This window comes from Methylobacterium sp. CM6247, from assembly GCF_054817925.1.
Window position 1 is genome coordinate 4,359,283 of the sequence record NZ_JBTXKX010000003.1, and the last position, 20,651, is coordinate 4,379,933.

At 68.0% G+C, this 20,651-nt stretch carries 19 protein-coding genes; 11 read left to right on the forward strand and 8 right to left on the reverse strand.

Annotated features, from left to right (window positions below):
* Positions 1 to 25 precede the first annotated feature (25 nt).
* The 7 genes from ACYQOP_RS21585 to ACYQOP_RS21615 form a co-directional block, all read right to left on the reverse strand.
* On the reverse strand, positions 26 to 1,351 hold the full coding sequence (locus tag ACYQOP_RS21585) for a hypothetical protein (protein WP_461223998.1): 1,326 nt from the start codon (positions 1,349 to 1,351) through the stop codon (positions 26 to 28).
* A gap of 9 nt (positions 1,352 to 1,360) precedes the next feature.
* A complete protein-coding gene (locus tag ACYQOP_RS21590; protein ID WP_461224000.1) occupies positions 1,361 to 2,728 on the reverse strand; it encodes a peptidoglycan-binding protein in 1,368 nt (455 codons plus the stop codon).
* Complete coding sequence (locus tag ACYQOP_RS21595; RefSeq protein ID WP_461224002.1) at positions 2,725 to 4,086, reverse strand: hypothetical protein; 1,362 nt, start codon at positions 4,084 to 4,086, stop codon at positions 2,725 to 2,727. The genes ACYQOP_RS21590 and ACYQOP_RS21595 overlap by 4 nt, the downstream gene beginning before the upstream one ends.
* A complete protein-coding gene (locus ACYQOP_RS21600) occupies positions 4,083 to 5,462 on the reverse strand; it encodes an SEL1-like repeat protein (protein ID WP_461224003.1) in 1,380 nt (459 codons plus the stop codon). The genes ACYQOP_RS21595 and ACYQOP_RS21600 overlap by 4 nt, the downstream gene beginning before the upstream one ends.
* A gap of 19 nt (positions 5,463 to 5,481) precedes the next feature.
* Entirely contained in the window at positions 5,482 to 7,437 is a 1,956-nt protein-coding gene (locus ACYQOP_RS21605; RefSeq protein ID WP_207412757.1) for an AAA family ATPase, read from the reverse strand.
* 66 nt (positions 7,438 to 7,503) lie between these two features.
* Entirely contained in the window at positions 7,504 to 8,598 is a 1,095-nt protein-coding gene (locus ACYQOP_RS21610) for an AAA family ATPase (RefSeq protein ID WP_056426424.1), read from the reverse strand.
* A 3-nt stretch (positions 8,599 to 8,601) separates the two neighbouring features.
* Positions 8,602 to 9,186: a hypothetical protein gene (locus tag ACYQOP_RS21615; RefSeq protein WP_056426427.1), complete on the reverse strand. Its 585-nt coding sequence runs from the start codon at positions 9,184 to 9,186 to the stop codon at positions 8,602 to 8,604.
* Between the two features lie 247 nt (positions 9,187 to 9,433).
* Here ACYQOP_RS21615 and ACYQOP_RS21620 point away from each other — a divergent pair, with 247 nt between their 5' ends.
* On the forward strand, positions 9,434 to 10,102 hold the full coding sequence (locus ACYQOP_RS21620; RefSeq protein WP_210348520.1) for a LuxR C-terminal-related transcriptional regulator: 669 nt from the start codon (positions 9,434 to 9,436) through the stop codon (positions 10,100 to 10,102).
* Between the two features lie 182 nt (positions 10,103 to 10,284).
* A complete protein-coding gene (locus tag ACYQOP_RS21625) occupies positions 10,285 to 11,076 on the forward strand; it encodes a hypothetical protein (RefSeq protein ID WP_461224005.1) in 792 nt (263 codons plus the stop codon).
* Positions 11,077 to 11,105: 29 nt separating this feature from the next.
* On the opposite strand, the gene ACYQOP_RS21630 is transcribed toward ACYQOP_RS21625, so the two are convergent.
* Positions 11,106 to 12,077, reverse strand: coding sequence for a ribokinase (locus ACYQOP_RS21630; RefSeq protein ID WP_461224007.1), 972 nt, complete (start codon positions 12,075 to 12,077; stop codon positions 11,106 to 11,108).
* A gap of 139 nt (positions 12,078 to 12,216) precedes the next feature.
* On the opposite strand from ACYQOP_RS21630, the gene ACYQOP_RS21635 reads away from it, so the two are divergent.
* The 9 genes from ACYQOP_RS21635 to urtA all read left to right on the forward strand — a co-directional run bounded on the left by ACYQOP_RS21635 (position 12,217) and on the right by urtA (position 20,551).
* Complete coding sequence (locus ACYQOP_RS21635) at positions 12,217 to 12,912, forward strand: GntR family transcriptional regulator (protein ID WP_200919077.1); 696 nt, start codon at positions 12,217 to 12,219, stop codon at positions 12,910 to 12,912.
* Positions 12,913 to 13,283: 371 nt separating this feature from the next.
* On the forward strand, positions 13,284 to 13,505 hold the full coding sequence (locus ACYQOP_RS21640; RefSeq protein ID WP_056426438.1) for a hypothetical protein: 222 nt from the start codon (positions 13,284 to 13,286) through the stop codon (positions 13,503 to 13,505).
* 177 nt (positions 13,506 to 13,682) lie between these two features.
* Positions 13,683 to 14,147, forward strand: a complete 465-nt coding sequence (gene ureE, locus ACYQOP_RS21645; RefSeq protein WP_461224009.1) for an urease accessory protein UreE — start codon at positions 13,683 to 13,685, stop codon at positions 14,145 to 14,147.
* Complete coding sequence (locus ACYQOP_RS21650; protein WP_461224011.1) at positions 14,147 to 14,845, forward strand: urease accessory protein UreF; 699 nt, start codon at positions 14,147 to 14,149, stop codon at positions 14,843 to 14,845. The genes ureE and ACYQOP_RS21650 overlap by 1 nt, the downstream gene beginning before the upstream one ends.
* Before the next feature lie 160 nt (positions 14,846 to 15,005).
* Positions 15,006 to 15,701, forward strand: a complete 696-nt coding sequence (locus ACYQOP_RS21655) for an urease subunit beta (RefSeq protein WP_461224013.1) — start codon at positions 15,006 to 15,008, stop codon at positions 15,699 to 15,701.
* A gap of 144 nt (positions 15,702 to 15,845) precedes the next feature.
* Entirely contained in the window at positions 15,846 to 17,558 is a 1,713-nt protein-coding gene (ureC, locus tag ACYQOP_RS21660) for an urease subunit alpha (protein WP_461224015.1), read from the forward strand.
* 14 nt (positions 17,559 to 17,572) lie between these two features.
* On the forward strand, positions 17,573 to 18,208 hold the full coding sequence (gene ureG, locus ACYQOP_RS21665; RefSeq protein WP_461224017.1) for an urease accessory protein UreG: 636 nt from the start codon (positions 17,573 to 17,575) through the stop codon (positions 18,206 to 18,208).
* A gap of 5 nt (positions 18,209 to 18,213) precedes the next feature.
* Positions 18,214 to 19,074 (forward strand): urease accessory protein UreD, encoded by an 861-nt coding sequence (locus ACYQOP_RS21670; RefSeq protein WP_461225420.1) that lies wholly within the window; start codon positions 18,214 to 18,216, stop codon positions 19,072 to 19,074.
* Between the two features lie 226 nt (positions 19,075 to 19,300).
* On the forward strand, positions 19,301 to 20,551 hold the full coding sequence (gene urtA, locus ACYQOP_RS21675) for an urea ABC transporter substrate-binding protein (RefSeq protein WP_461224019.1): 1,251 nt from the start codon (positions 19,301 to 19,303) through the stop codon (positions 20,549 to 20,551).
* Positions 20,552 to 20,651: the final 100 nt, after the last annotated feature.

Sequence of the window (20,651 nt, forward strand, 5' to 3'; positions counted from 1 at the left end):
GGAACGGGCGAGTCGTGGCGGGCGCTCAGCCGGGGCTGGACCGCTCCAGGACCGGCTTGCCGCCATCCGTGCGGAAGCGGACGGTGTAGGTGCTGTTGGACGTCTGGGCGCTGCACGTGATCACCACGGGGCCGCCCATGGGGTTGGGCATCTCGCAGACGCCCTTGGCCTTCACGAGGAGGCTCTGGCCGCGCTCCTCGTACATCACTTCGTCGATGGGCTGACGCAGGGTGCCGCTCTCGACCCATCCCTTCGCCGATGCGAGGAAGCTGACCTCCCGGTCGTCGGAGGTTCCGAACACGAACTCGGCACGCGCCGACCCGGTGGTGGAGGAATTCCTGGCGGTGGGGGCGCAGGACGCGGTGATGTCCTCGCCATCGATCACCAGCGATTCGCAGCGGCCCTTGAAGGTCAACTTCAGGACCATCCCCGGCGGCGTCTCCCCCGTCTCCGCCCCCGTCCCCGCATTGTCCCGGGGCACGGGCGGCGAGGCCGGGCGCGCGGTCTCGGTCGGCGGCACGCGGCCCGGATCGGTACCGGCGGCGGGCCGGTCCGACGCGTCGCGAGACTGTCCGGCCTCCCAGACACAGAGACGCGCGCCCGCACCCTCCCAGCACGGCCCCTTGGGCGCCAGGGTGCCGAGGGGAGCCGTCGCCTGCGGTGCGCCGGGGCGCTCGTTCCACGAGGCGGTGGCCTTCTGCGGGTCCCGTGGATCGCGGGTGAGCCGCGCGATGAAGTCCAGCCCTCCCCTGGCATAGGACCGGACCTCGAATCCGCCCGCCCCGTCCTGTCCGGCATCCGCCCGGAACTGGCAGGGGCCGTCGATCCGCGCCGCGCCCCCGACCTCGATGAGGCAATCGGCGGTGCGGGGCGCGCCGATCCCGGGTGCTGGCGCGACGCCGCCCCCGGCGAAACCGGGACGGCCCTCGCCGATCTTCCAGGCGCAGGTCCGGGTGCGTGGCCCCGTCCAGCAGGCCCCGCCGGAAGTGACGGCCTCGGAGGGACCCTCGTCGGGCTTGCCGCCGGGCGTCTCGTTCCATGTCGCCGTGCCGCTTCCGGGGCTCGTCACCGCCACCACCACCCCGTAGCGGAGGTAGCCGTTCTCGTAAGTGGCGAGACGGAAGCCGCCCGTCCCGTAGCTGCGCGCGTCGGTCAGGAACTCGCAGACGCCGTTGATGGCGATCCTGCCATCGGCCTCGACGTAGCAATCAGCCTTGCGGACCTTGATCTGCGCCTCGGCGGCGCCGGGCAGGACGAGGCCGAGCCCGACGATCCCCGCCAGGAGGGCGAGGCAGCACCGGGCCAGCCGCACCGGGTACGCCAGGGAATTCGAACCGCGATCAGCCGCCACGGGCATCTCCTAAGGGTTGCCGAGGAGGCGGCGCGCCGCCTGGATGGTCCGGTCGTTGCGCTGATCGACGATACGGCCGTGATAAAGATTCCGGTCGACCAGTCGCTGCTGCAGCGCCGCCCAGAAGCCGGCGCCCCACTGGTCCTCGCTGAGATTCTGAATGATGTCCGTGGACTTCAATTCGAGGGCGCGGATCGTCATGTCCGCCGCCTTTCCGGGGGCGCGGGGGAGATTGGCGCCTCCGATATCGTAGAGGAAGGCCGCCGCCGCGGCCGCGGGCGCGAAGGACCGCTCCGCCACGAGGCGGTCGAGATAGCGGCTCGCCAGGGCGGCGTCGGGCGTGGTGATCCGCTGCTTGTTGGTGTTGGCCGGCGACAGGAGGAGCGCGTAGAGATACTGCGCCACCGACACACCGTTCTCCGCCAGGGCGCGAAGCTTCCCCTCGGCGGCGGCGTCGGTGGTCGCGCTCTTGAAGAGCGCCATCATCTCGTCGGTGCTCGGCGCCGGCGCCGTGGGGCGTGCCTGGGGCGGCGGCTGGCCCGGATCGGTGGGCCGAGCCTGCGGAGCGGCGGCGGTGCCGGACAGGGCACGGATGGCCGCCTGGGTCTGGGGCGTCGCCGCCCCGTCGGCCGGTCCGGAATAGAAGCCGCGCCGGGTGAGATTGCGCTGGATCGCGGCCACGAGATCGGAGGGCTGGCGGCCGAGATCGTCGGTGAAGGTGCCGATGGCCAGCGGCAGCTTGGCCGCCACCGTGTCCATGTAGATGTCGGCGGCCTTCTGAGGGTCTTTCGGCACGCCGCTCTCCGCGTCGGCGTAGCAGCCGGCGATCCAGAAGAGTGTCGACCACGAGCCCAGATAGTTGTTCCGGATCGCGACCGGGTTCGCCTGAAAGGCGAGCCCGTAGCGACAGCCGCGCTTGAGGTCGTACTGGCCGCGCCCGCGGTTGAGCAGGAGATCGGTCATGCCCCGCTGGGCGCCCGGATAACCGAGATCGGCGGGCTTCTGATAATAGTTCAGGGCGGTGGCGGCATCGGGCTTGACGGGGTTCTTGACGTAGATCCCGGCCCATTCGGGATTGTACAGGGCGCCCATGAACGAGCGGGCGGAGATGTCGCCGGCATCCGCCGCGGCCTTCAGCTTGTCGAAGGCGGCCTTGTCGCCCTCCTTGCCGGCCTTGTCGAGGAGGTCGAGATAGATCTTCTCGCTGTCCTTGCTGTCGGCGGGTTTGCCCCAATCCGCCGAGGGTTTCAGCAACAGCAGCGCGAGGCCGGCCACGAGGGCGATGGCGGCCTGGGGCAGGACGAGCCAGGCGGAACGGTAGCGCGCATCCGCGTACCAGAGCGCCGCATGCGCGCCGAGCCGGTCGGTCCCGCTCACGACTTCGCCTTCATGTAGGCGCGCAGGGCCGTGATGACGGCGGGGTTGCGCTTGTTCTCGACGGGGAGCGTGTAGAAGCCGCGCGCCGTCAGCTCGGCCTGGAGGGCGCCCCAGAACGGGCCGCTCCAACTGCCCGCTTCCTCGAACAGCAGCCAGAAGGTGACCTGATCGTCCTTGAGGTCGACGCCGCGCAGGGCGAGGGCGGCCGCCTTTCTCGGATCCTTAGCGAGGTTGCCCCAGCCGGAATCGTAGAGCACCGCGGCTTCGCCGGCAGCCCCGCCGCTGCCGGCGGCGGCTGCCCGCTCGTAATACGCGACCGAGACCTGAGAATCCGGCGCGAAGACCTGTCCCTTGTTCCTCACCGGGTTGTACAGGCGGGCATAGGCGGTGAGCGCGTCCACGTCCCCGGCATCGGCCCGGCTCTTGAGCTGAGCCATCTTGCCCCGGTCTCCCGCCATGGCGGCCCCCGCCAGGGCCGTGACTTCCGGGGCCGGCCCGCTCGGCGCCACCTTGCGCGGCTCGGGCCGCGGGGCCGCGACGGTGTTCTTGATCCCGGCCTCCACCTGGAGGGCCGTGACGATGGCGGGATTGGCGCGCCCGTCCACGAGGCCGATATAGCGCCCGGACTTGGCGAGATGGCGCTGGATCCCCGCCACCAGGGCCGGGCTCTGCATGCCGAGATTGTTGACGAAGGCGTCGATGGTCGGCTGGTGCTTGCGCCACAGCACGGCGGTCACCAGCTCGCCTGCCCTGACGGGATCCTGCGGCAGGCCGCTCTCGGGCTCGACATAGCATTTGGCGAGCTTGACGGTGACGCGCTCCTCGCCGGAGATCGTGCGGTTGAGCGTCTCCGGGTCGTCCATCCAGGTCTGGGCGAGGCGGCAGCCCCGCTTGAAGTCGCCATTGGGGTTAGCGGGGTCGAGGAGCACGTCGGCCAGGCGCGTGATCGCCAGGAGGTCGCCCGCCGCGGCGCCGGGAGCATAGAGGGCGGCGGCCCGGGAGAAGTCGTTGGGCGACGGCTTCTTCGGGAAATAGGCGGCGGTCAGCGGGTCGTAGAGCGTGCCGAGCTTGGTCGCGGCGTCGATCTGGTTGCGCGTGGCCGCGGCGGTGAGTTCCTGGAACGCCTTAAGGTCGCCCTCCTTGCCGGCCCGGTCGCGCAAGGTCGTCAGCTCGGCCACCCGCGCCTTCGAGGCGGTGGCCGGCTGGCCCCATTCCCCCTGCGCGGCCAGGGACAGGCACAGCCCCGCCAGCCCCAGTGTCACCACCTGCGGCAAGCCGAACCAGGCCAGGCGGTAGCGGGCATCGCCGTACCATAGGGCCGCGTGCGCGCGCAGCCACTCGTCTCGCGCGTTGCTCATGGTCTCGATGGGCTCCGGGCCGTCCCGTTCGCCTGGGCGAAGCGTCGGATCGCGGCGATGACCGCGTCGTTGCGGCGGCTCTCGACCGGGTTGGTGTAGATGCCTCGCGCCGCCAGCGCCCGCTGGAGCGCTCCCCAGAAGGCGGGGCTCCAGGTCGCGCCGAAGACCGGGTCCGTCAGAAAGATTTGGTAGCCCGGATCGAGCTCGAGCTGGCGAAGGATGAGGGAGGCCGCCCGGTCCGGATCCTTCTCCAGGGCGCCCGCGCCCTTGTCGTAGAGACCCGCCGCCTGGGCGGCGGCGTCGCGGGCGCCGGCCGCTGCGGCCCGCTCGAAATTGGCGGCGGACCGCCGGGCGTCCGGCGCGAAGACCTCGCCCTTGTTGAGGAACGGGCTGTAGAGGTAGCCGAGGGTCGCCAGCGCGGTGGCATCCCCCCGGTCGGCGATGGCCTGGACCCGCGCCAGGGCGGCGAGATCCCGGGTCGCCGCCTGGGCGAGGCTGCGGAACTCCTCCGCCGTCAGGCCGGTGCCGGTCTCGGCGCGGCGCTCCGGGGCGGGCTCCGGCAGGAACGGGCGCAGGCCCGCCTCCCGTTCCAGCGCCGCGATCGTCTCGGGGTGGACGAGCCCGTCCACCGGACCGGTGTAGCGGCCGACGGTCCGCGCCGCCATCGCCTCCTGCAGCGCGCGGATCAGCGCGGGCTTGTGCAGGCCGAGGCCGCGCACATAGGTGCGGATCGACGGTTCGTATTTCAGCCGGAGGGTGTCGACGATGAGGTCGCCGGCCCGCCGCGGATCCTGGGGAATGCCGCTCTCGGCATCGACGAGGCAGCGGGCGAGCTTCTCGGCCAGGCGCTCCTCCCCGCGGAGCATGTCCCGCGTCGTCGCCGGATGGTCGAGCCAGGCCTTGGCCAGGCGACATCCCCGTGTCCGGTCGTCGCCTGGGTTGGAATCCTCGAGCAGCAGGTCGGCGAGGCGCGCCATGGCGGCGGGATCCCCGGCATCGCTGCCGGCCCGGTAAAGCTCGGTTGCGCGCCCACGATCGCTCGGCACGGTCTTGCGCGGGAATCGTCCGGCGACGAGGGGATCGTAAAGGGTCGCCAGCCGGGTCTGAGCGTCGATCTCCCCCGCCTTGGCTCCGGCCGCGAGCTGGTTTAGCGCGGCGGCGTCGCCCTCCCCGCCCGCGCGGTCGCGCAGGATTTCGAGTTCGGCGGCGCGCTGCCGGGACCCGGTGGCGGGCCGACCCCATTCGCCCTGCGCCACGAGGGCGAAGAGCAGGTTGGCGAGCAGAACGGTGCCGGCCTGCGGCAGGGCGAGCCAGGCCAGGCGGTACCAGGGATCCTCGTACCACAGGCTGCCATGGACGGCGGCGCGCGCGGTCATCGTGCCGGATCTCATGCGGTCACGACGCCGTGGCGGAGGGCGCCGCGCCCCCGATGGCGCGCTCGACGTCGACGAGTTCGAACTGGCCGTGATCGCCGAGCGGATCGGCCGAGAGCCGCAGGGCCTGGGCCTCGCGCAGGCGCTCGAGGAGCGTGCGCATCTCGCGCGCGTTCGCCCAGTCGCGGCCTTGCGCGCGCCGCTCGATCCACGGGAGCAGCACGGTCTCGAACCGGGCCGGCAGCCGGAACGATTGCCGGGTCGCCATCAGGCGCAGGATTTCGAGGAGATCGTAGGGATCGTAGGCCGGGAACTCGATCGTCTTGGTGAAGCGGCCGGCGAGCCCCGGATTGGTGTCGATGAACCGGCTCATGTCCTCGGTGTAGCCGGCCACGATGACGATGATCCGGTCGCGGTTGTCCTCCATGAACTTCAGCAGGGTGTCGATCGCCTCCTTGCCGAAATCGCTGCCGCCACCACCGCCGCCTGCGGCCAGCGTGTAGGCCTCGTCGATGAACAGGATGCCGTCCAGGGCCTCCTTGCAGCGCTCCAGGGTCCGCGCCGCGGTCTGCCCGACATAGCCCGCCACTAGCCCGGCGCGGTCGACCTCCACCACATGGCCCTTCCGCAGGACGCCCAAAGCCTTGAAGATGTCGCCCATGATGCGCGCCACCTCGGTCTTGCCGACGCCGGGAGGACCGGTGAACACCATGTGCTGGCTCACCGCGCCGACCTCGATGCCCTCCGCGCGCCGCTTGGCATCCACCAGGACCCGCGCCACCACGGTCTTCACCTGCTGCTTGACCGGGGCGAGCCCGATCATCGCCTCGAGGCGGCCGATGACCCTGCGCGCCTCCTCCATGTCGATCGCGCCGGCGCCCTGGCTGCCGAGGGCGGCGGCGATGTCCGAGGGTTCGAACCGGTTGATGTCGCCGCCGGGATGGGCGGAGAGCCGCATCGCCTGGGCCTGGCGGGCCTTCTCCAGCACCGTGCGCATCTCGCGGGCATTGGCCCAATCCTCGGCGCGGGAGCGGGCGCTCACATAGGGGATCAGCTCCTTCTGGAAGCCCTCCGGCAGGACGAAGCCCTGGTTGGCCGCCATGCGCTGCAGGATCTCGGCGAGTTCCGGCGGGCTGTAGGGCGGGAACTCGATCGTCTTGGTGAAACGGCTGGCGAGACCCGGATTGGTGTCGATGAACCGACGCATGTCGTTGGTGTAGCCGGCCACGATCACGATGATCCGGTCGCGGTTGTCCTCCATGAACTTCAGCAGGGTGTCGATCGCTTCCTTGCCGAAATCGCCGCCGCCGGCCCCGCCGGGTGCCAGCGCGTAGGCTTCGTCGATGAACAGGATGCCGTCGAGGGCCTCCTTGCAGCGCTCCAGGGTCTTGATCGCGGTCTGGCCGGCATAGCCCGCCACCAGCCCGGCCCGGTCGACCTCGACGAGATGTCCCTTGCGCAGCACCTTCAGCGCCTTGAAGACGCTGCCGAGCACCCGCGCCACCTCGGTCTTGCCGACGCCGGGAGGGCCGGTGAAGACCATGTGCTGGCTCATGGCCGCCACGGGCAGGTTCTGGGCGCGGCGCTGCTGCTCCACCTGCATCCGGGCGATGACGCCCTTCACCTCCGCCTTCACCGGCGCGAGGCCGACCATGCCGTCCAGGGTCGCCAGCGCCGTGGCGAGGAGGTCCTTCTTCTCCACCGCCGCGCCGTCATCCTCGAACTGGATCGGACGGATCTTCCGGTTCGCCCTCTCCTGATCCATCGCGCGCCGCATGCCGGCGATCCGCGCCGGAATGTAGGTGGCGGCGAGCAGGCCGCCGACGATTCCCCCCAGGATCAGGACGTTGCGCAGCAGGGCCGAGGGTGTCGCCGCCAGGGGGGCGAGCACGTCCGGCCGTAGGGCGACCACCAGGGCGGTCGCGCCGAGCACGATGGCCAGGAAGAGGGCGGCGGGATGCTTGTCGAGGCGTTCCATGGATGTGACGTGCCTTGATGCGGGTCGGGCGCGGTGCGTGTCGCGGTCCGGAAGGGGCGCTGGCCCTCAGGCGTCCTCGCCGATCGCGAAGAGCAGGTCGACGATCTCCAGGCGGCGCATGTCGCCGCCCTCCAGGGCGACGCGGGCGGCCTGCGCTTCGCGGGCCTTCTCCAGGAGGGTGCGCATCTCGCGGGCGTTCGACCAGTCGTCGGAACGGGAGCGCTGGGCGAGCCATGGAGTCAGCGCCGCCTCGAACCCCTCGGGCAGCGTGAATTGCTGGCGGGCGGCCATGCGCCGGAGGATCTCGCACAGCTCCTTCGGCTTGTAGGGCGGGAACTCGATGGTCTTGGTGAAGCGGCCGGCGAGCCCCGGATTGGTGTCGATGAACCGGCGCATGTCGTTGGTGTAGCCGGCCACGATCACGATGATCCGGTCGCGGTTGTCCTCCATGAACTTCAGCAGGGTGTCGATCGCCTCCTTGCCGAAATCGCCGCCGCCGGACCCGCCCGCGAGGGTGTAGGCCTCGTCGATGAAGAGCACCCCGTCGAGGGCCTCCTGGCACTTCTCCAGGGTCTTGGCGGCGGTCTGCCCGACATAGCCCGCCACCAGCCCGGCGCGGTCGACCTCCACGAGATGGCCGCGCCGCAGGACGTTCAGGGCGCGGAAGATCTCGCCGATCGCCCGCGCCACCTCGGTCTTGCCGACGCCGGGCGGGCCGGTGAAGATCATGTGCTGGCTGATCGCCGAGACCGGTAGGCCTTCCGCGCGGCGGCGCTGCTCCAGTTCGAGCCGGGCGATGAGGGCGTTGACCTCGCGCTTGACCGGCGCGAGGCCGACCATCCCCTCGAGCGTGGCGATGACCTCGTCGGGTGAACGTGCCTCGACGATGCGGCGCGGGGCGAAGAGCAGGCGCGGCAGGCTCAAGCCCCCGGCCGGTTGCCCCAGGCCCGCCTCGGCCCGCCGCGCGGCCGTGGCCGTCACCACGAGGCCGAGGGCGGCGAAGAGGGCGGCGGCCGATCCGATGGCGGCCTGCCAGCGCAACTCACTTCCGGCGGCGTTCCACCATGCCACCGGCCCGTACTCCGTGCTCATCAGCAAAGGCGTCAGGATCGCGACGAGAAGTCCCGAGATGACGAACGGGATGATGGCGGATTTCGACATCGGTCAGCCTCCGCAGGGCTTGCTGGTGTTCCAGATGACGGGGATCCGCTGGACGCCGCCCGTCGTGTCGATCTTCAGGCCCGGCGTCAGCTCGAAGAAGACGTCCTTGGCCGCGCCCTCGACGACGATCTCTCCCCTGCCGACCTCGTAGGGGGCGGGGAACGGGACCGCGATGTTGATCGGCCCCTCGGCGACGTTGAAGGCCGGCGAGAGGTAGTTGCCCGCCCGGATACGCACCACGCCGCCGGCATTCGCCGTCATCTTCGACAGGCGCATGTTGCCGAGCGGCGCGGTGCAGGCCTTGGCCTGCGTGACGAGCTTCTCCTTCTCCTCCGGCACCAGGGTCTCGGCGGCCTTGTCGATCTCGCTCGTCTTGACGAGGTTCAGGGCCGGGCGTTCCGCCGTCCCCGCCATCTCTCCGCCACCCATGAGCAGGAAGGCCGCGATAGCGCCCGCCGCCACGATGCCACCGGCCAGGGCGATGATGCTCGGTGAAACGGCCGGCTTTGCCTGAACCGGTCCCGCAGGAGCCGCTTTGAGATCGGCGCTCCTGTCCTGAGCTTGCGTTTGATGCTCAGTATTCGACATCTTTCCAGCTCCATATTCTGGCTAAAATAATTGAAACCCCTAGTATAAGTCGACATTTTTATTAATAAATATTATCCCGTACGTTAAATATTAAAATTATTCTAAAAAATCCTGGCAATTTCTCGTTCCTTAATCGGTCAAGCTTCTATGCACCTGTTAAAAATCGGTCTACTAGTACACATGACCTATGGCGTCCGCCTTGACCTTTCCTGTCTGTGTCCAGGCAGTAAGCCACCAGCTCGGTCCCATGCGGGATGAATCCGATGCCCTGGTCGGGAGTGGAGTGATCGGGACGTTGAAAGAGACGATCATCGTCGCCGATGACCATCCGCTGTTCCGCGCGGGGATGATCCACATCGCCGAACGGCTCTACCCGGAAGCCCTCGTTCGAGAAGCCGCCTCGATGGAGCAGGTTCTGGCACTGTCGCGCGCCGGGCCACCACCGCAGACCTTTCTCCTCGATCCGGATTTTCCCGGGATCGATCCCCATCGCTCCATCGGTGCGCTGCGCGAGGAATTCCGGAAGGCCTCGATCATCGTCGTCTCCAGAATCGAGGACGAAGCCGTGATCCGCGCCGTCTTGGCCGAGGGCGCCGACGGGTTCATCGGGAAATCCCTGCCCGCGAAAGAGATCTCGCAGGCGATCGCGGCGCTGCGCGATGGCGAGAGCGTGATGAGGCGAAGCACCGCCTCGGGCCTCACCACCCCGCGCCTCACCCTTCCGCCGCTCACGCAGCGCCAGCGCGACGTCCTGCGTCTCGTCGCCATGGGGCACACCAACAAGGAGATCGCCCGGGAACTGGACATCTCCCCGTTCACGGTCCGGATCCACGTCTCGGCGCTTCTGCGGGCCCTCGACGTCACCTCCCGCTCCGCCGCTGCTGCGAAGGCGGCCAATGCCGGTGTGTTCGAATGATCCGGATTGCCGGGGCGGGTGCTCGGGCATTGCCCTCTGGGGCCGATCTCTCACTGTCCGGCATGCTGGATGCCGGCGAGGCTTCACCGTCCATGTGTTCCATCCCGTATCGGCCCCGTGGGGGCCATCCCCGGTCTGGCCTCGTGAAGAGATCCAGTGATCGACATGGGTGTTCGAGGCGCGTGAGTGTGTGGGCGATGCTGGTCCTGGCCGGTTCGGTAGTCGGCGGGCTCTCGCCCGCCTCGGCCGATCCGGACGTCGTTCAGCCGCCGAAGGAGACCGTTCTGGCGGCGATCTGCGGGATTCCAGCGCGCGCCGAGACCGGAACCTGCCGGATGAAGGACGGGCGCCCGGCGGAGTTCTGGTACGGGACAACGATCTCCACCTCGACCGGAACTTGGTTCACAGGCTTTGCGACGATGGCGGCGCCAGGGGAAAATGCAGAGATGCCCAACCGGCGGACCATCGCCGCCGCAACCTTCGCCCTGGAGGAAATGCACTGGCGCCTCAAGGGCGTGCAGGCCGATATCGGGCAGATCGGGACCGGCAACCGCAACGGGGACGCTCCCCAAGTGGATGAGGCACTCGGAGCCGTGACGAGGCCGGTGAACCGGATTCGTCTGGTGATGGGCCTGCGCCTGACATCCTATGGAGCGGCGGGCGCGCACAGCCTCAGCTTCCTCCTGCTGCATTTCAGCAAGGTGCCGCTTCGCTGGAGGGTGGTCGGCGAGGTCCCCGCCGGGTCCGACGACACCGCCGCCTGCGATTCCGATGACGGGCAACCCTGCGGGATGGGCAAGAGCCTGGGTCAGCTCGAGATCCTAGCGGAGGATTCGTTCAAGCCCCTCGCATGGCCTCCCATCCGGGTGACCCTCACCGGCACGGTCCGTGGCGAGGATGGAAAGGTGCGCCCTGCGACGGGCCGGGATGCCCGGACCTACGCGTTCGACGAAGTCAGGGGCACTTATCGCTGAGGCGGGCCGCCATCCCCAACCCGGCCGGGTCATGGGGCCTCCATCGGGGGTGGGTAGGCGCAGAGGAATTCCGCTACCTCACCTGGATCGGGCAGTGCATCGAGGACGCCGCTTCGTGTCACCGCGAGGGCGCCGCAGGCGGCTGCCATCCGTCCGCACTCACTCCAGGATCTGCCCGTCAGGAGGCCCGCCGCCAGGCCTGCGATGAAGGCGTCGCCGGCACCGATCGTGTCGATCGCCGTCACCGGGAAGGCCGGCTGGTCCAGGACGGTCGAGCCGCCGAGGACGATCCGCGCCCCGGCCGCGCCGAAGGTGACCACCAGCGCCTCCACGCCACGTGCATGCAGCGCCTCAGCGAGCTTCCCGGCCACGGCGCGCAGGTTATGACCGCTGGCTCGTCCAGGGTACAGGAATCCGAGGAGAGCCTCTGCCTCGGTCTGGTTCACCACGAGGATCGTGGTGGATGCCAGAATCCCCGACAAGATCTCCGGCTGCGTCATCCGGAACGGCGACGGATTGAGCAGGGTCGGGACGCCGGCCATGCGCGCCGTCACGAAGGCTTCGGCGATGGCGTCGTCGCCGATCTCGAACTGCGCGATCACCATCGCGGAGGAGGTGAGGCTCGCCGCCGCCGAGCGCACGGTCTCCCGCGACAGGAGCAGGTTGGCGCCGGGATGGACTGCGAGGCAATTCTCGCCATCGGCCCCGACGAAGCCGACGCCGATGCCGGTGGAGCCTGGATGGTGCCGTATCATGGCGGCGGGCAGGCCCAACCGCCGAAGCGCGGGATCCGCCAGCGCCGCGAGATGGTCCGTACCCACCGGGATCAGCCCATCGACCTCCACACCGAGCCTGCGCAGGCCGGCGGCGACATTGAACCCCTTGCCTCCTGGCTCCCAGGCGACGGCGGAGGCCAGGAGGGATTCGCCGGGATGGGGAAGCCGGTCGACCCGGAACGTGCCGGCCGCGACGAAACTCCCGAGCACGAAGGCGCTTCCCATGTAGCGAGCCCGCCGCAAGATCCTGTAAGGAAGGGACAGTGACACGCTGCCCGCACGCTCTTCGCACGATGCCGCCGCATTGACCAAAACACTAAGCGTTTTCGCGAACCTCCGCATCCAGAACGATACGGCTCTTCCGATGTATCGGCAGCTGGAGCACCAGTTCCGGGCCATGATTACGGACGGTGTTCTTGGTCCCGGAGCCACGCTGCCAGCCGAACGGAAGCTTGCGCAGGATCTCGGCATCAGCAGGAAGACCGTCCAGCAATGCTACGACGCTCTGCGCCAGCAGCGGCTGGTGAGCGCGCATGGCCGCAACGGCTACATCGTGGAAGACGGCTTCCGGCGCATCAAGCCCGGGATGGAGCGTCTCAAGGGCTTCACCGAGGAGATGCACGAGTTGGGTCGCGTCCCCTCCTCCCGCATTCTCGAACGGACGATCGGCGAGGACCGCTCCATCGCCTCGATCTTCGGTCTCTCGTCCACCGCCCGGTTCCTCCGACTCGTGCGTGTGCGCATGGGGGACGGCATTCCCCTCTCCGTGGAGAAGGCCTGGTACGATCTCGGTCTCGCGCCCGGCCTCGCCGAGGTCGACCTGTCGGGGTCCATCTATGCCCGTCTCGCCGAGTGCGGTGTTCCCCTGGTCGACTGCGAGCAAACCATCGAGGCCGCCTCCCCCGAGGCGCAGGAATGCGCGATCTTCGGCTTTTCCGAGCCGCTTCCCTGCCTGCTGATCAAGCGCCGCTCCTACGGCACCGATTCCCGCTTGATCGAGTATGTCGAAGGGCTCTTCCGCGGCGATGCCTACGCCTACCGGCTGCGCCTGCGCACATAAGGACGATGGCCACGGCCGGACCGACGGGCATCTCCTGTTTTGGTACCAGTCAAGGATACCATTCTCTTTCCAAATTATGTGAATACTGTGGAATTGCTGATTTTGGACCCATTTTGGTAGCGGTCATTACTTTTGCGTGATAGCCGTGAAGGCAATCGGAGCAGCCGATTCGAGGCCGATGTCCCCAAGGCATGGGAGTGATCGTCTTCATCGCTATGTGCCGCTTGGAAATGCTGTGTGGCCGAACAGATCATTTTCCGAAAGATACAGGTTTCGGAAGATTAGAAACGACGAGTGATTGCTTGGTGGCCGCCTTGTCGGAAGGGTTTCGATGAAATCCAGTTCTTGTCGCGATGGCTCGGAGTCTCGGTATGGCTAACCATTACTGCCTCGATCCCCTCGACCCTTCTGGGGAGGCGGAAGTGTTCGTTGTTTTCGAAGGCAAGTATCCGAATGTGCGTCTGCTCTCGGTCATCAGCCGGGATCACGATGACATCCTCGCGGATCTGGTGGAGGAGCAGCGGCGCGATCTGATCCGCGAAATCGGAGCCTTCTACCGCCCTCCCCTGACCGCGGGGGCAGCGGCGCCGTAGCGCCACGAGTTCGCCCCGGCATCAGGGCCCGTCCTGCGTCTTACCGCCTGAATGGGAAAAGATGGCTGCAGGCGATTGCAGTGGACGCGTTTCGATATACGTTCGCCCGAAAGCTGGCGGCCCGGAACGACTGAGCCTGATCTCGTCTCCCGGACCTTGCGGGAAAGCGGATACCGAATGCGCGTCATCGACCGTATCGTAGGCAGCAGGCTCGATCCAGAGATCGCGCACCGCCTGCATCATCTCGATCACCGCCATGCCGTCGACATCCTGGCGATCGACAGCGCCGACATGGCCCGGCGGCGGTTACGGGCGACGACGAGGGGCGGTCAGGAGATCGCCATCGCCCTGCCCCGCGAGGAAACCCTGTTCGACGGTGCCGTTCTGATCCTGGATGCGGACCGGGCCGTGGTGGTGCGGGTCGGGGCGGAACGCTGGCTTCGGCTCGCGCCCAGGGACAAGATCGCCGCCCTCGAACTTGGCTACCACGCCGGCAACCTGCATTGGCGCGTCCGGTTCGATGGTGACGATCTTCTCGTCGCGCTCGAAGGTCCTCCGGAAGATTATCTGGCGCGCCTCGGCGATCTCGTCTCTGGCGGACGCGTGACGCATGGACTCGACGCTCGGAACGAGGCCGCCTGATGCTGCAGCGGCTCATTGCCCTGCAGCAGGCGGATTCGGCCTTTCCAAGCGGCAGCTTCGCTTTCTCGAATGGGATCGAGGGGCTTGCGGCGCTACTCGACAGCCTCGGCGGGGCCGAACTGGGCCATGCGGTCGAGGCCGTTCTACGTCACCGCTGGGCCGGCAGCGACCGGGTCGCCTTGGTTCTGGCGCATCGGGCGGCGGGGGATCTCGCGCGGCTCGCCCAGATCGATGCCGCCATGGAGGCGGCCTGCCTGCCCGAGCCGATGCGCACGGGCAGCCGCCGCAACGGTGGTGCGCTGCTCGCCGCCCATACCCGCATCGGGACGGCGGGGGCCGACGGGTTGCAACGCGCCGTGCGCGACGGCCGCCTTCTCGGGCATCTGGCGGTGATGCAGGGCGCGCTGTGGCGATCCCTCGGTCTGGACGAAACGGCGATCACCGAGATCGCCGGCTACCAATGTGCCACTGCCCTCGTCACCGCGTCCGTCAGGCTCGGGCTGGTCGGCGCCATCGAGGCTCAGCGCATCCTGACCGCCCTGATGCCGGTTCTGGCGGAGATTGCGGCCCAACCTATGCAGGGGGCGGCCCGGGACGACAGGGAAAGCCCGGACATCATGCTCGTTGCCTTCACACCGCTGATCGAGATCGCCACCATGCGCCATGCGCGGGCCGATCTGCGCTTGTTCGCGAATTGAGGTGCGGTTCCGTAAGGCGGGCCCCGATTGTCACCTTCGAGCCCGCAGCGCCCCGATCGATCTGTGGTTTGCCGGCCCGCGGTTTTTTGATTCACGTCTTGCCGCATGGCGGCTCGGAAGACCCGCCTCCTTCTGCCGCGTCATGCGTTTAGGATTGCCCATGCTGCTGACACCGACCGAACTCGAACGGCTGACCATCTTCACGGCGGCGGAACTGGCACGGAAGCGTCGCGCGCGCGGCCTCAAGCTCAATTATCCGGAGGCCGTCGCCATCATCACCGACGAGATCCTCGAAGGCGCCCGCGACGGGCGCAGCGTCGCCGATCTGATCGGGTGGGGCTCGACCATCCTGACCACCGGGGACGTCATGCCCGGCATCGCCGCCATGCTGCCGATCCTGCAGGTCGAGGGCGTGTTCCCCGACGGGACCAAGCTCGTCACCGTGCACGAGCCGATCCGGCCCGCCGAAGGGTCGCCGGCCGATACGCTGGAGCCCGGCGCCATCCTGCCCGCCGAGGGGGAGATCGAGCTGTCCGCAGGGCGTCCCCGCACGACTATCGAGGTGGTCAATACCGGCGACCGTCCGGTGCAGATCGGGTCGCATTACCACTTCTTCGAGGTCAACCGCGCCCTCGACTTCGACCGTGAAGCGGCGCTCGGCCTGCGCCTCGATATCCCGGCCGGCACTGCGGTGCGGTTCGAGCCGGGCCAGCGCAAGACCGTGACCCTGGTGGGGTTCGGCGGCGAACGCCGGCTCACCGGGCTGAACGACCTGACCCAGGGGACGATCGACACGCCGGCGGACCGCGCCGCCGCCCTTGCGCGGGCCAAAGCCGGCGGCTTCAAGGGTGCCTAGAAGTCCGGGCGCGTCAGACCAGACGACGATGAGGAGACCTCGTCGTCGTCTGCCCGCGCGACGGCGCGGCGGCGGGCGTCCGCCGAACGCACTGATTCCGGCCATCGGTCGGGATCAGTGCCGCTTGGTATCAAGGAGACGATCATGGTGACGATCCCCCGCCGCGACTACGCCGCCCTCTACGGCCCCACCATGGGGGACGGCGTGCGCCTCGCCGACACCTCCCTCGTCGCCGTCGTGGAGAAGGATTACGCCGTCTACGGCGACGAATGCCTGCATGGCGGCGGCAAGACCCTGCGCGACGGGATCGGCATGGCGCCCGGCATCACCTCGGCCGAGGGCGCCCTCGATTTTCTGCTCTGCAACGTCCTCGTCATCGATCCCGTGCTCGGCATCGTGAAGGGCGATCTCGGCATCCGCCACGGCAAGATCGTCGGCATCGGCAAGGCCGGCAACCCGGCGATCATGGACGGGGTCGATCCGCGGCTCATCGTGTCCGCCGGCACCACGGTGCGCGATTGCGAGGGGCTGATCGCGACGCCGGGCGCCATTGACGTCCATGTCCATTTCGATTCCGCGGGCTTGCCTGACCACGCCATCGCGTCGGGCATCACCACCCTGCTCGGCGGGTCGCTGGGGCCGATCACCGTGGGCATCGATTCCGGGGGGCCGTTCAACACGGGCAAGATGCTCCAGGCCGCCGAGCATTGGCCGGTGAATTTCGGCTTCCTCGGCCGTGGCAACACCCACAAGCCGGCGGCCCTCAAGGAGCAGTTGGAGACCGGTGTGCTCGGCCTGAAGATCCACGAGGATTGGGGGGCGATGCCCTCGGCCATCGATGCCTGCCTGGGATTCGCCGACGAGCACGATTTCCAGGTCCAGCTTCACACCGACACGCTCAACGAATCCGGCTTCGTGGAGGACACGCTCGCCGCCATCGGCGGCCGGGTGATCCACATGTATCACACGGAAGGGGCCGGCGGCGGGCACGCGCCGGACATCATCCGCGTCGCCGGCCTGCCCCATTGCCTGCCCTCCTCGACGAACCCCACCAATCCCTACACGGTGAACACGTTCGACGAGCACCTCGACATGACAATGGTGTGCCACCACCTCAACCCGGCCCTGCCGGAGGACGTGGCCTTCGCCGAGAGCCGCATCCGCGCCCAGACCATCGCGGCCGAGGACGTGCTGCACGATATCGGCGCGATCTCGATGCTCGGCTCCGACAGCCAGGGGATGGGCCGCATCCACGAGGTGATCTGCCGGACCTGGCAGCTCGCCTCCAAGATGAAGGACCAGCGCGGCAGCCTGCCCGAGGATCGTGCCGGCTTCGGCGACAATGCCCGGATCAAGCGCTACATCGCCAAATACACCATCAACGCCGCGCGCACCTTCGGCATCGCCGAGCACATCGGCTCCCTCGAAGAGGGCAAGATGGCCGACATCGTCCTGTGGCGGCCCGCCTTCTTCGGCATCAAGCCGGAACTCGTCATCAAGGGCGGCTTCATCGCCTGGGGCGCCATGGGCGATTCCGCCGCCTCGCTGATGACCTGCGAACCGATGCTGCTGCGCCCGCAATGGGGCGCGTTCGGCCTCGCCAAGCAGGGGCTCTCGGCCTGTTTCGTCCATCCGCTGGCGATCGAGCGGGGCCTGCGCGACGAACTTGGCCTGCGCAAGGCGCTGCTGCCGGCCCATGGCACCCGGACGCTCAGCAAGGCCGACATGCTCTGGAACGACGCCTGCCCCGATATCCGCGTCGATCCCCAGACCTTCGACGTCTTCGTCGACGGGGCCATCGCGACCTGCGAACCGGCCAAGGTCCTTCCCCTCGCCCAACGCTACATGCTGCGCTGATGCTTAATACCGCAATGACTCTCACCCCATCTCCTGCCCGCGCCAGTGCCGCGCGAATTGGCATCGGCGGACCGGTCGGCTCGGGGAAGACGGCGTTGATCGAGCGTCTGATCCCGGTCCTGGCGGGGCGCGGCGTCGATCTCGCCGTCGTCACCAATGACCTCGTCACCAAGGAGGACGCGGAACGCCTGCGCCGGTCCGGGCTGATCGATCCGGCCAGGGTCTCGGCCGTGGAGGCCGGCGCCTGCCCGCACACGGTGATCCGCGAGGACCCGACCCTCAATATCGCCGCTGGCGACGCCCTCGAGGCGGCCTTTCCTGGCCTCGACCTCCTGATCTTCGAATCCGGCGGCGACAACCTCGCCTCCACCTTCTCCCTCGATCTGGTGGATTGGTGGATCTTCGTCATCGACGTGGCGGGGGGCGACGATATCCCGAGGAAGCGTGGCCCCGGCGTGCTGCGTTGCGACCTTCTCGTGGTGAACAAGACCGATCTCGCCCCCCATGTGGGGATAGACCTCCCCGCCATGCTCAGCGAGGCCACTGCCGTGCGCGGCGGCAAGGCGATGATCGCCACCAATGCACGCTCGGGTGACGGAATCGACGCCGTGGCGGATGCGATCTGCCGCGCCGTGCTCTTCGCGCCTTGAGTGACGTGGGAGAGGAGGTCCGGGGCGCCTCGCCGGAGGGAGCGGGCCGCTCGCGCCATTCTCAGGCGCGACTCGTCTTCGTGCGCGGCGGCGGCACCACGGTGCTGTCGCGGCAGGTCGTGCCCTATCCGTTCCACATCACCCGGCCGTTCCGGATGTATCCGGACCATCCCGACATCGCGACGCTGTATCTCCAATCGGCCTCCGGCGGGCTCTACCGGGCCGACTGCCTCGGCCTCGACATCACGGCGAGGCCCGGGAGCCGGGCCCATATCACCACACAATCGGCCACCGTCGTGCATGATACCGGCGCCTTCGCGGCACGCCAGGACACGCGTCTGGCCATCGCCAGCGACGCGAGCCTGGCGCTCCATCCCGATCCGATGATCCTGTTTCCCGGCTCGGCGCTGGATCTCGACACCCGCATCGTCGTCGGCCCGGATGCCCGCGTGATCGTCAGCGAAGGCTTCGCCAGCTACGATCCGACCGGCATGGGCCGGCCCTTCTCCCGGATCGCCCTGTCCCTACGGGTCGAAACTGAGGATGGACGCATCCTCGTCAACGAGCGCTCCACCCTCGACGGCGCGACCCTGGCGGGCCCCGCCTCCCCCATGGGCGCCTACGCGGCCTATGGTTCGATGGTGATCCTCGGGAGCGTCGATTGCCGTCCCGATATCGGCGTGCTCCAGGTCGCCGCCGAAGGAATCGGCTGCTTGTGCGGAGCGAGCCCGCTTCCGAACGCCGCCGGATTGGCCGTGCGGGTCCTCGCGCCCAACGGGGGCGCCCTGTCGACGGGGATGGATGCGGTCTTCGCGGTCGCTTTCGCCGCGCTGTTCGGCTGCGCCCCTGCACGCCGTCGCAAATGAGGACGGGACTGGACTGGATCGGCGGGCGCGGGCTCCGCTCAGCGGTCGTGAAGGAAAGGCGCTCAGCCTGCCCAGCAATGATGCACCATGCAGCCAATTTACCCTTTAAGAAACGAAGTTTCTTACCGACAGTGTGCCTCGGTTGAGTTGGAGTGATCCTGCTCCAGGGAGCAACCGTGGGTGGACAAAGGCATGTCCTCCGCAATGAAAAGTGGGGAACGAACCGATGGCGTCGAAAGACGAAGGCACCGCTTATCTTCAGCTTCGTCGCCGGTTGTTGCTCGGCCTGGCAGCGGCCCCCATCATTGCCGCTACGAGAAGCTCGTCCGTCTTTGCGGCCGATACCGTGAACACCACGGGCCTCGCCGTCACCGACACCGAAGTGACCGTCGGCATCCTCCACTCCGTCACCGGCACGATGGCGATCTCCGAGACCGGTGCCACGCAGGCCGAAAAGCTCGCCTTCGAGCAGATCAACGCCTCCGGCGGCATCCTGGGCCGCAAGATCAAGGTGATCCAGGAGGACGGCGCTTCCGACTGGCCGACCTTCGCCGAAAAGGCCAAGAAGCTCCTCGTCAACGACCATTGCGCGGCGATCTTCGGCTGCTTCACCTCGGCTTCGCGCAAGGCGGCGCTGCCGGTGATCGAGCAGTATAACGGCCTGCTCTACTATCCGACTTTCTACGAGGGCCTGGAGCAGTCCAAGAACGTCATCTATACCGGGCAGGAGGCGACGCAGCAGATCCTCGCCAGCCTCGACTGGGTCCACAAGGAGAAGGGCGGCGACAGCTTCTTCTTCATCGGCTCGGATTACATCTGGCCGCGCACCTCGAACAAGATCGCCCGCAAGCACATCGAGAGCGTGCTCAAAGGAAAGGTCGTCGGCGAGGAGTATTTCCCCTTCGGCCACACCCAGTTCAACTCGGTGATCAACAAGATCAAGCTCACCAAGCCGAAGGTGATTTTCGTCACCGTCGTCGGCGGCTCGAACGTGGCGTTCTACAAGCAGCTCAAGGCCTCCGGCATCGATCTCTCGAAACAGACCCTGCTCACCCTGTCCGTCACGGAGGACGAGGTCGAGGGCATCGGCGGCGACAACATCGCCGGCGCCTATTCCTGCATGAAGTACTTCCAGTCCATCGAGAACGAGAACAACAAGGCCTTCGTCACCGCCTTTCACAAGATGTGGGGCGAGAAGACCGTCATCGGCGACGTGACCCAGGCCGCCTATCTCGGCCCGTTCCTGTGGAAGATGGCCTGCGAAAAGGCTGGCTCGTTCGATGTCGACAAAGTGGTCGCGGCGTCCCCGGGCCTGGAATTCAAGGACGCGCCGGAAGGCTATGTGCGCGTCGACCCCAATCACCACCTCTGGTCCAAGACCCGCGTCGGCAAGGCCAAGGCCGATGGCCAGTTCGAGATCGTCTATACGAGCCCCGAACTGATCAAGCCGGACCCATTCCCCAAAGGGTATCAGTAGACCCTATCGAAGGCGGTCCGAAGCCCGGACCGCCGTGTCGTGTCGATCGACAGGACTGCCGTCCACCCGTGAACAGGGTGAGACGGCAGTCCTTCACAAG

Coding starts and splice junctions, on each gene's coding strand:
- ACYQOP_RS21640 (WP_056426438.1), top strand. CDS start 13,284: ATGGCTAACCATTACTGCCTCGATCCCCTCGACCCTTCTGGGGAGGCG.
- ureC (WP_461224015.1), top strand. CDS start 15,846: ATGGTGACGATCCCCCGCCGCGACTACGCCGCCCTCTACGGCCCCACC.
- ACYQOP_RS21655 (WP_461224013.1), top strand. CDS start 15,006: ATGCTGCTGACACCGACCGAACTCGAACGGCTGACCATCTTCACGGCG.
- ACYQOP_RS21600 (WP_461224003.1), bottom strand. CDS start 5,462: ATGACCGCGCGCGCCGCCGTCCATGGCAGCCTGTGGTACGAGGATCCC.
- ACYQOP_RS21635 (WP_200919077.1), top strand. CDS start 12,217: ATGTATCGGCAGCTGGAGCACCAGTTCCGGGCCATGATTACGGACGGT.
- ureE (WP_461224009.1), top strand. CDS start 13,683: ATGCGCGTCATCGACCGTATCGTAGGCAGCAGGCTCGATCCAGAGATC.
- ACYQOP_RS21630 (WP_461224007.1), bottom strand. CDS start 12,077: ATGGGAAGCGCCTTCGTGCTCGGGAGTTTCGTCGCGGCCGGCACGTTC.
- ACYQOP_RS21605 (WP_207412757.1), bottom strand. CDS start 7,437: ATGGAACGCCTCGACAAGCATCCCGCCGCCCTCTTCCTGGCCATCGTG.
- ACYQOP_RS21615 (WP_056426427.1), bottom strand. CDS start 9,186: ATGTCGAATACTGAGCATCAAACGCAAGCTCAGGACAGGAGCGCCGAT.
- urtA (WP_461224019.1), top strand. CDS start 19,301: ATGGCGTCGAAAGACGAAGGCACCGCTTATCTTCAGCTTCGTCGCCGG.
- ureG (WP_461224017.1), top strand. CDS start 17,573: ATGACTCTCACCCCATCTCCTGCCCGCGCCAGTGCCGCGCGAATTGGC.
- ACYQOP_RS21620 (WP_210348520.1), top strand. CDS start 9,434: ATGCGGGATGAATCCGATGCCCTGGTCGGGAGTGGAGTGATCGGGACG.
- ACYQOP_RS21650 (WP_461224011.1), top strand. CDS start 14,147: ATGCTGCAGCGGCTCATTGCCCTGCAGCAGGCGGATTCGGCCTTTCCA.
- ACYQOP_RS21610 (WP_056426424.1), bottom strand. CDS start 8,598: ATGTCGAAATCCGCCATCATCCCGTTCGTCATCTCGGGACTTCTCGTC.
- ACYQOP_RS21595 (WP_461224002.1), bottom strand. CDS start 4,086: ATGAGCAACGCGCGAGACGAGTGGCTGCGCGCGCACGCGGCCCTATGG.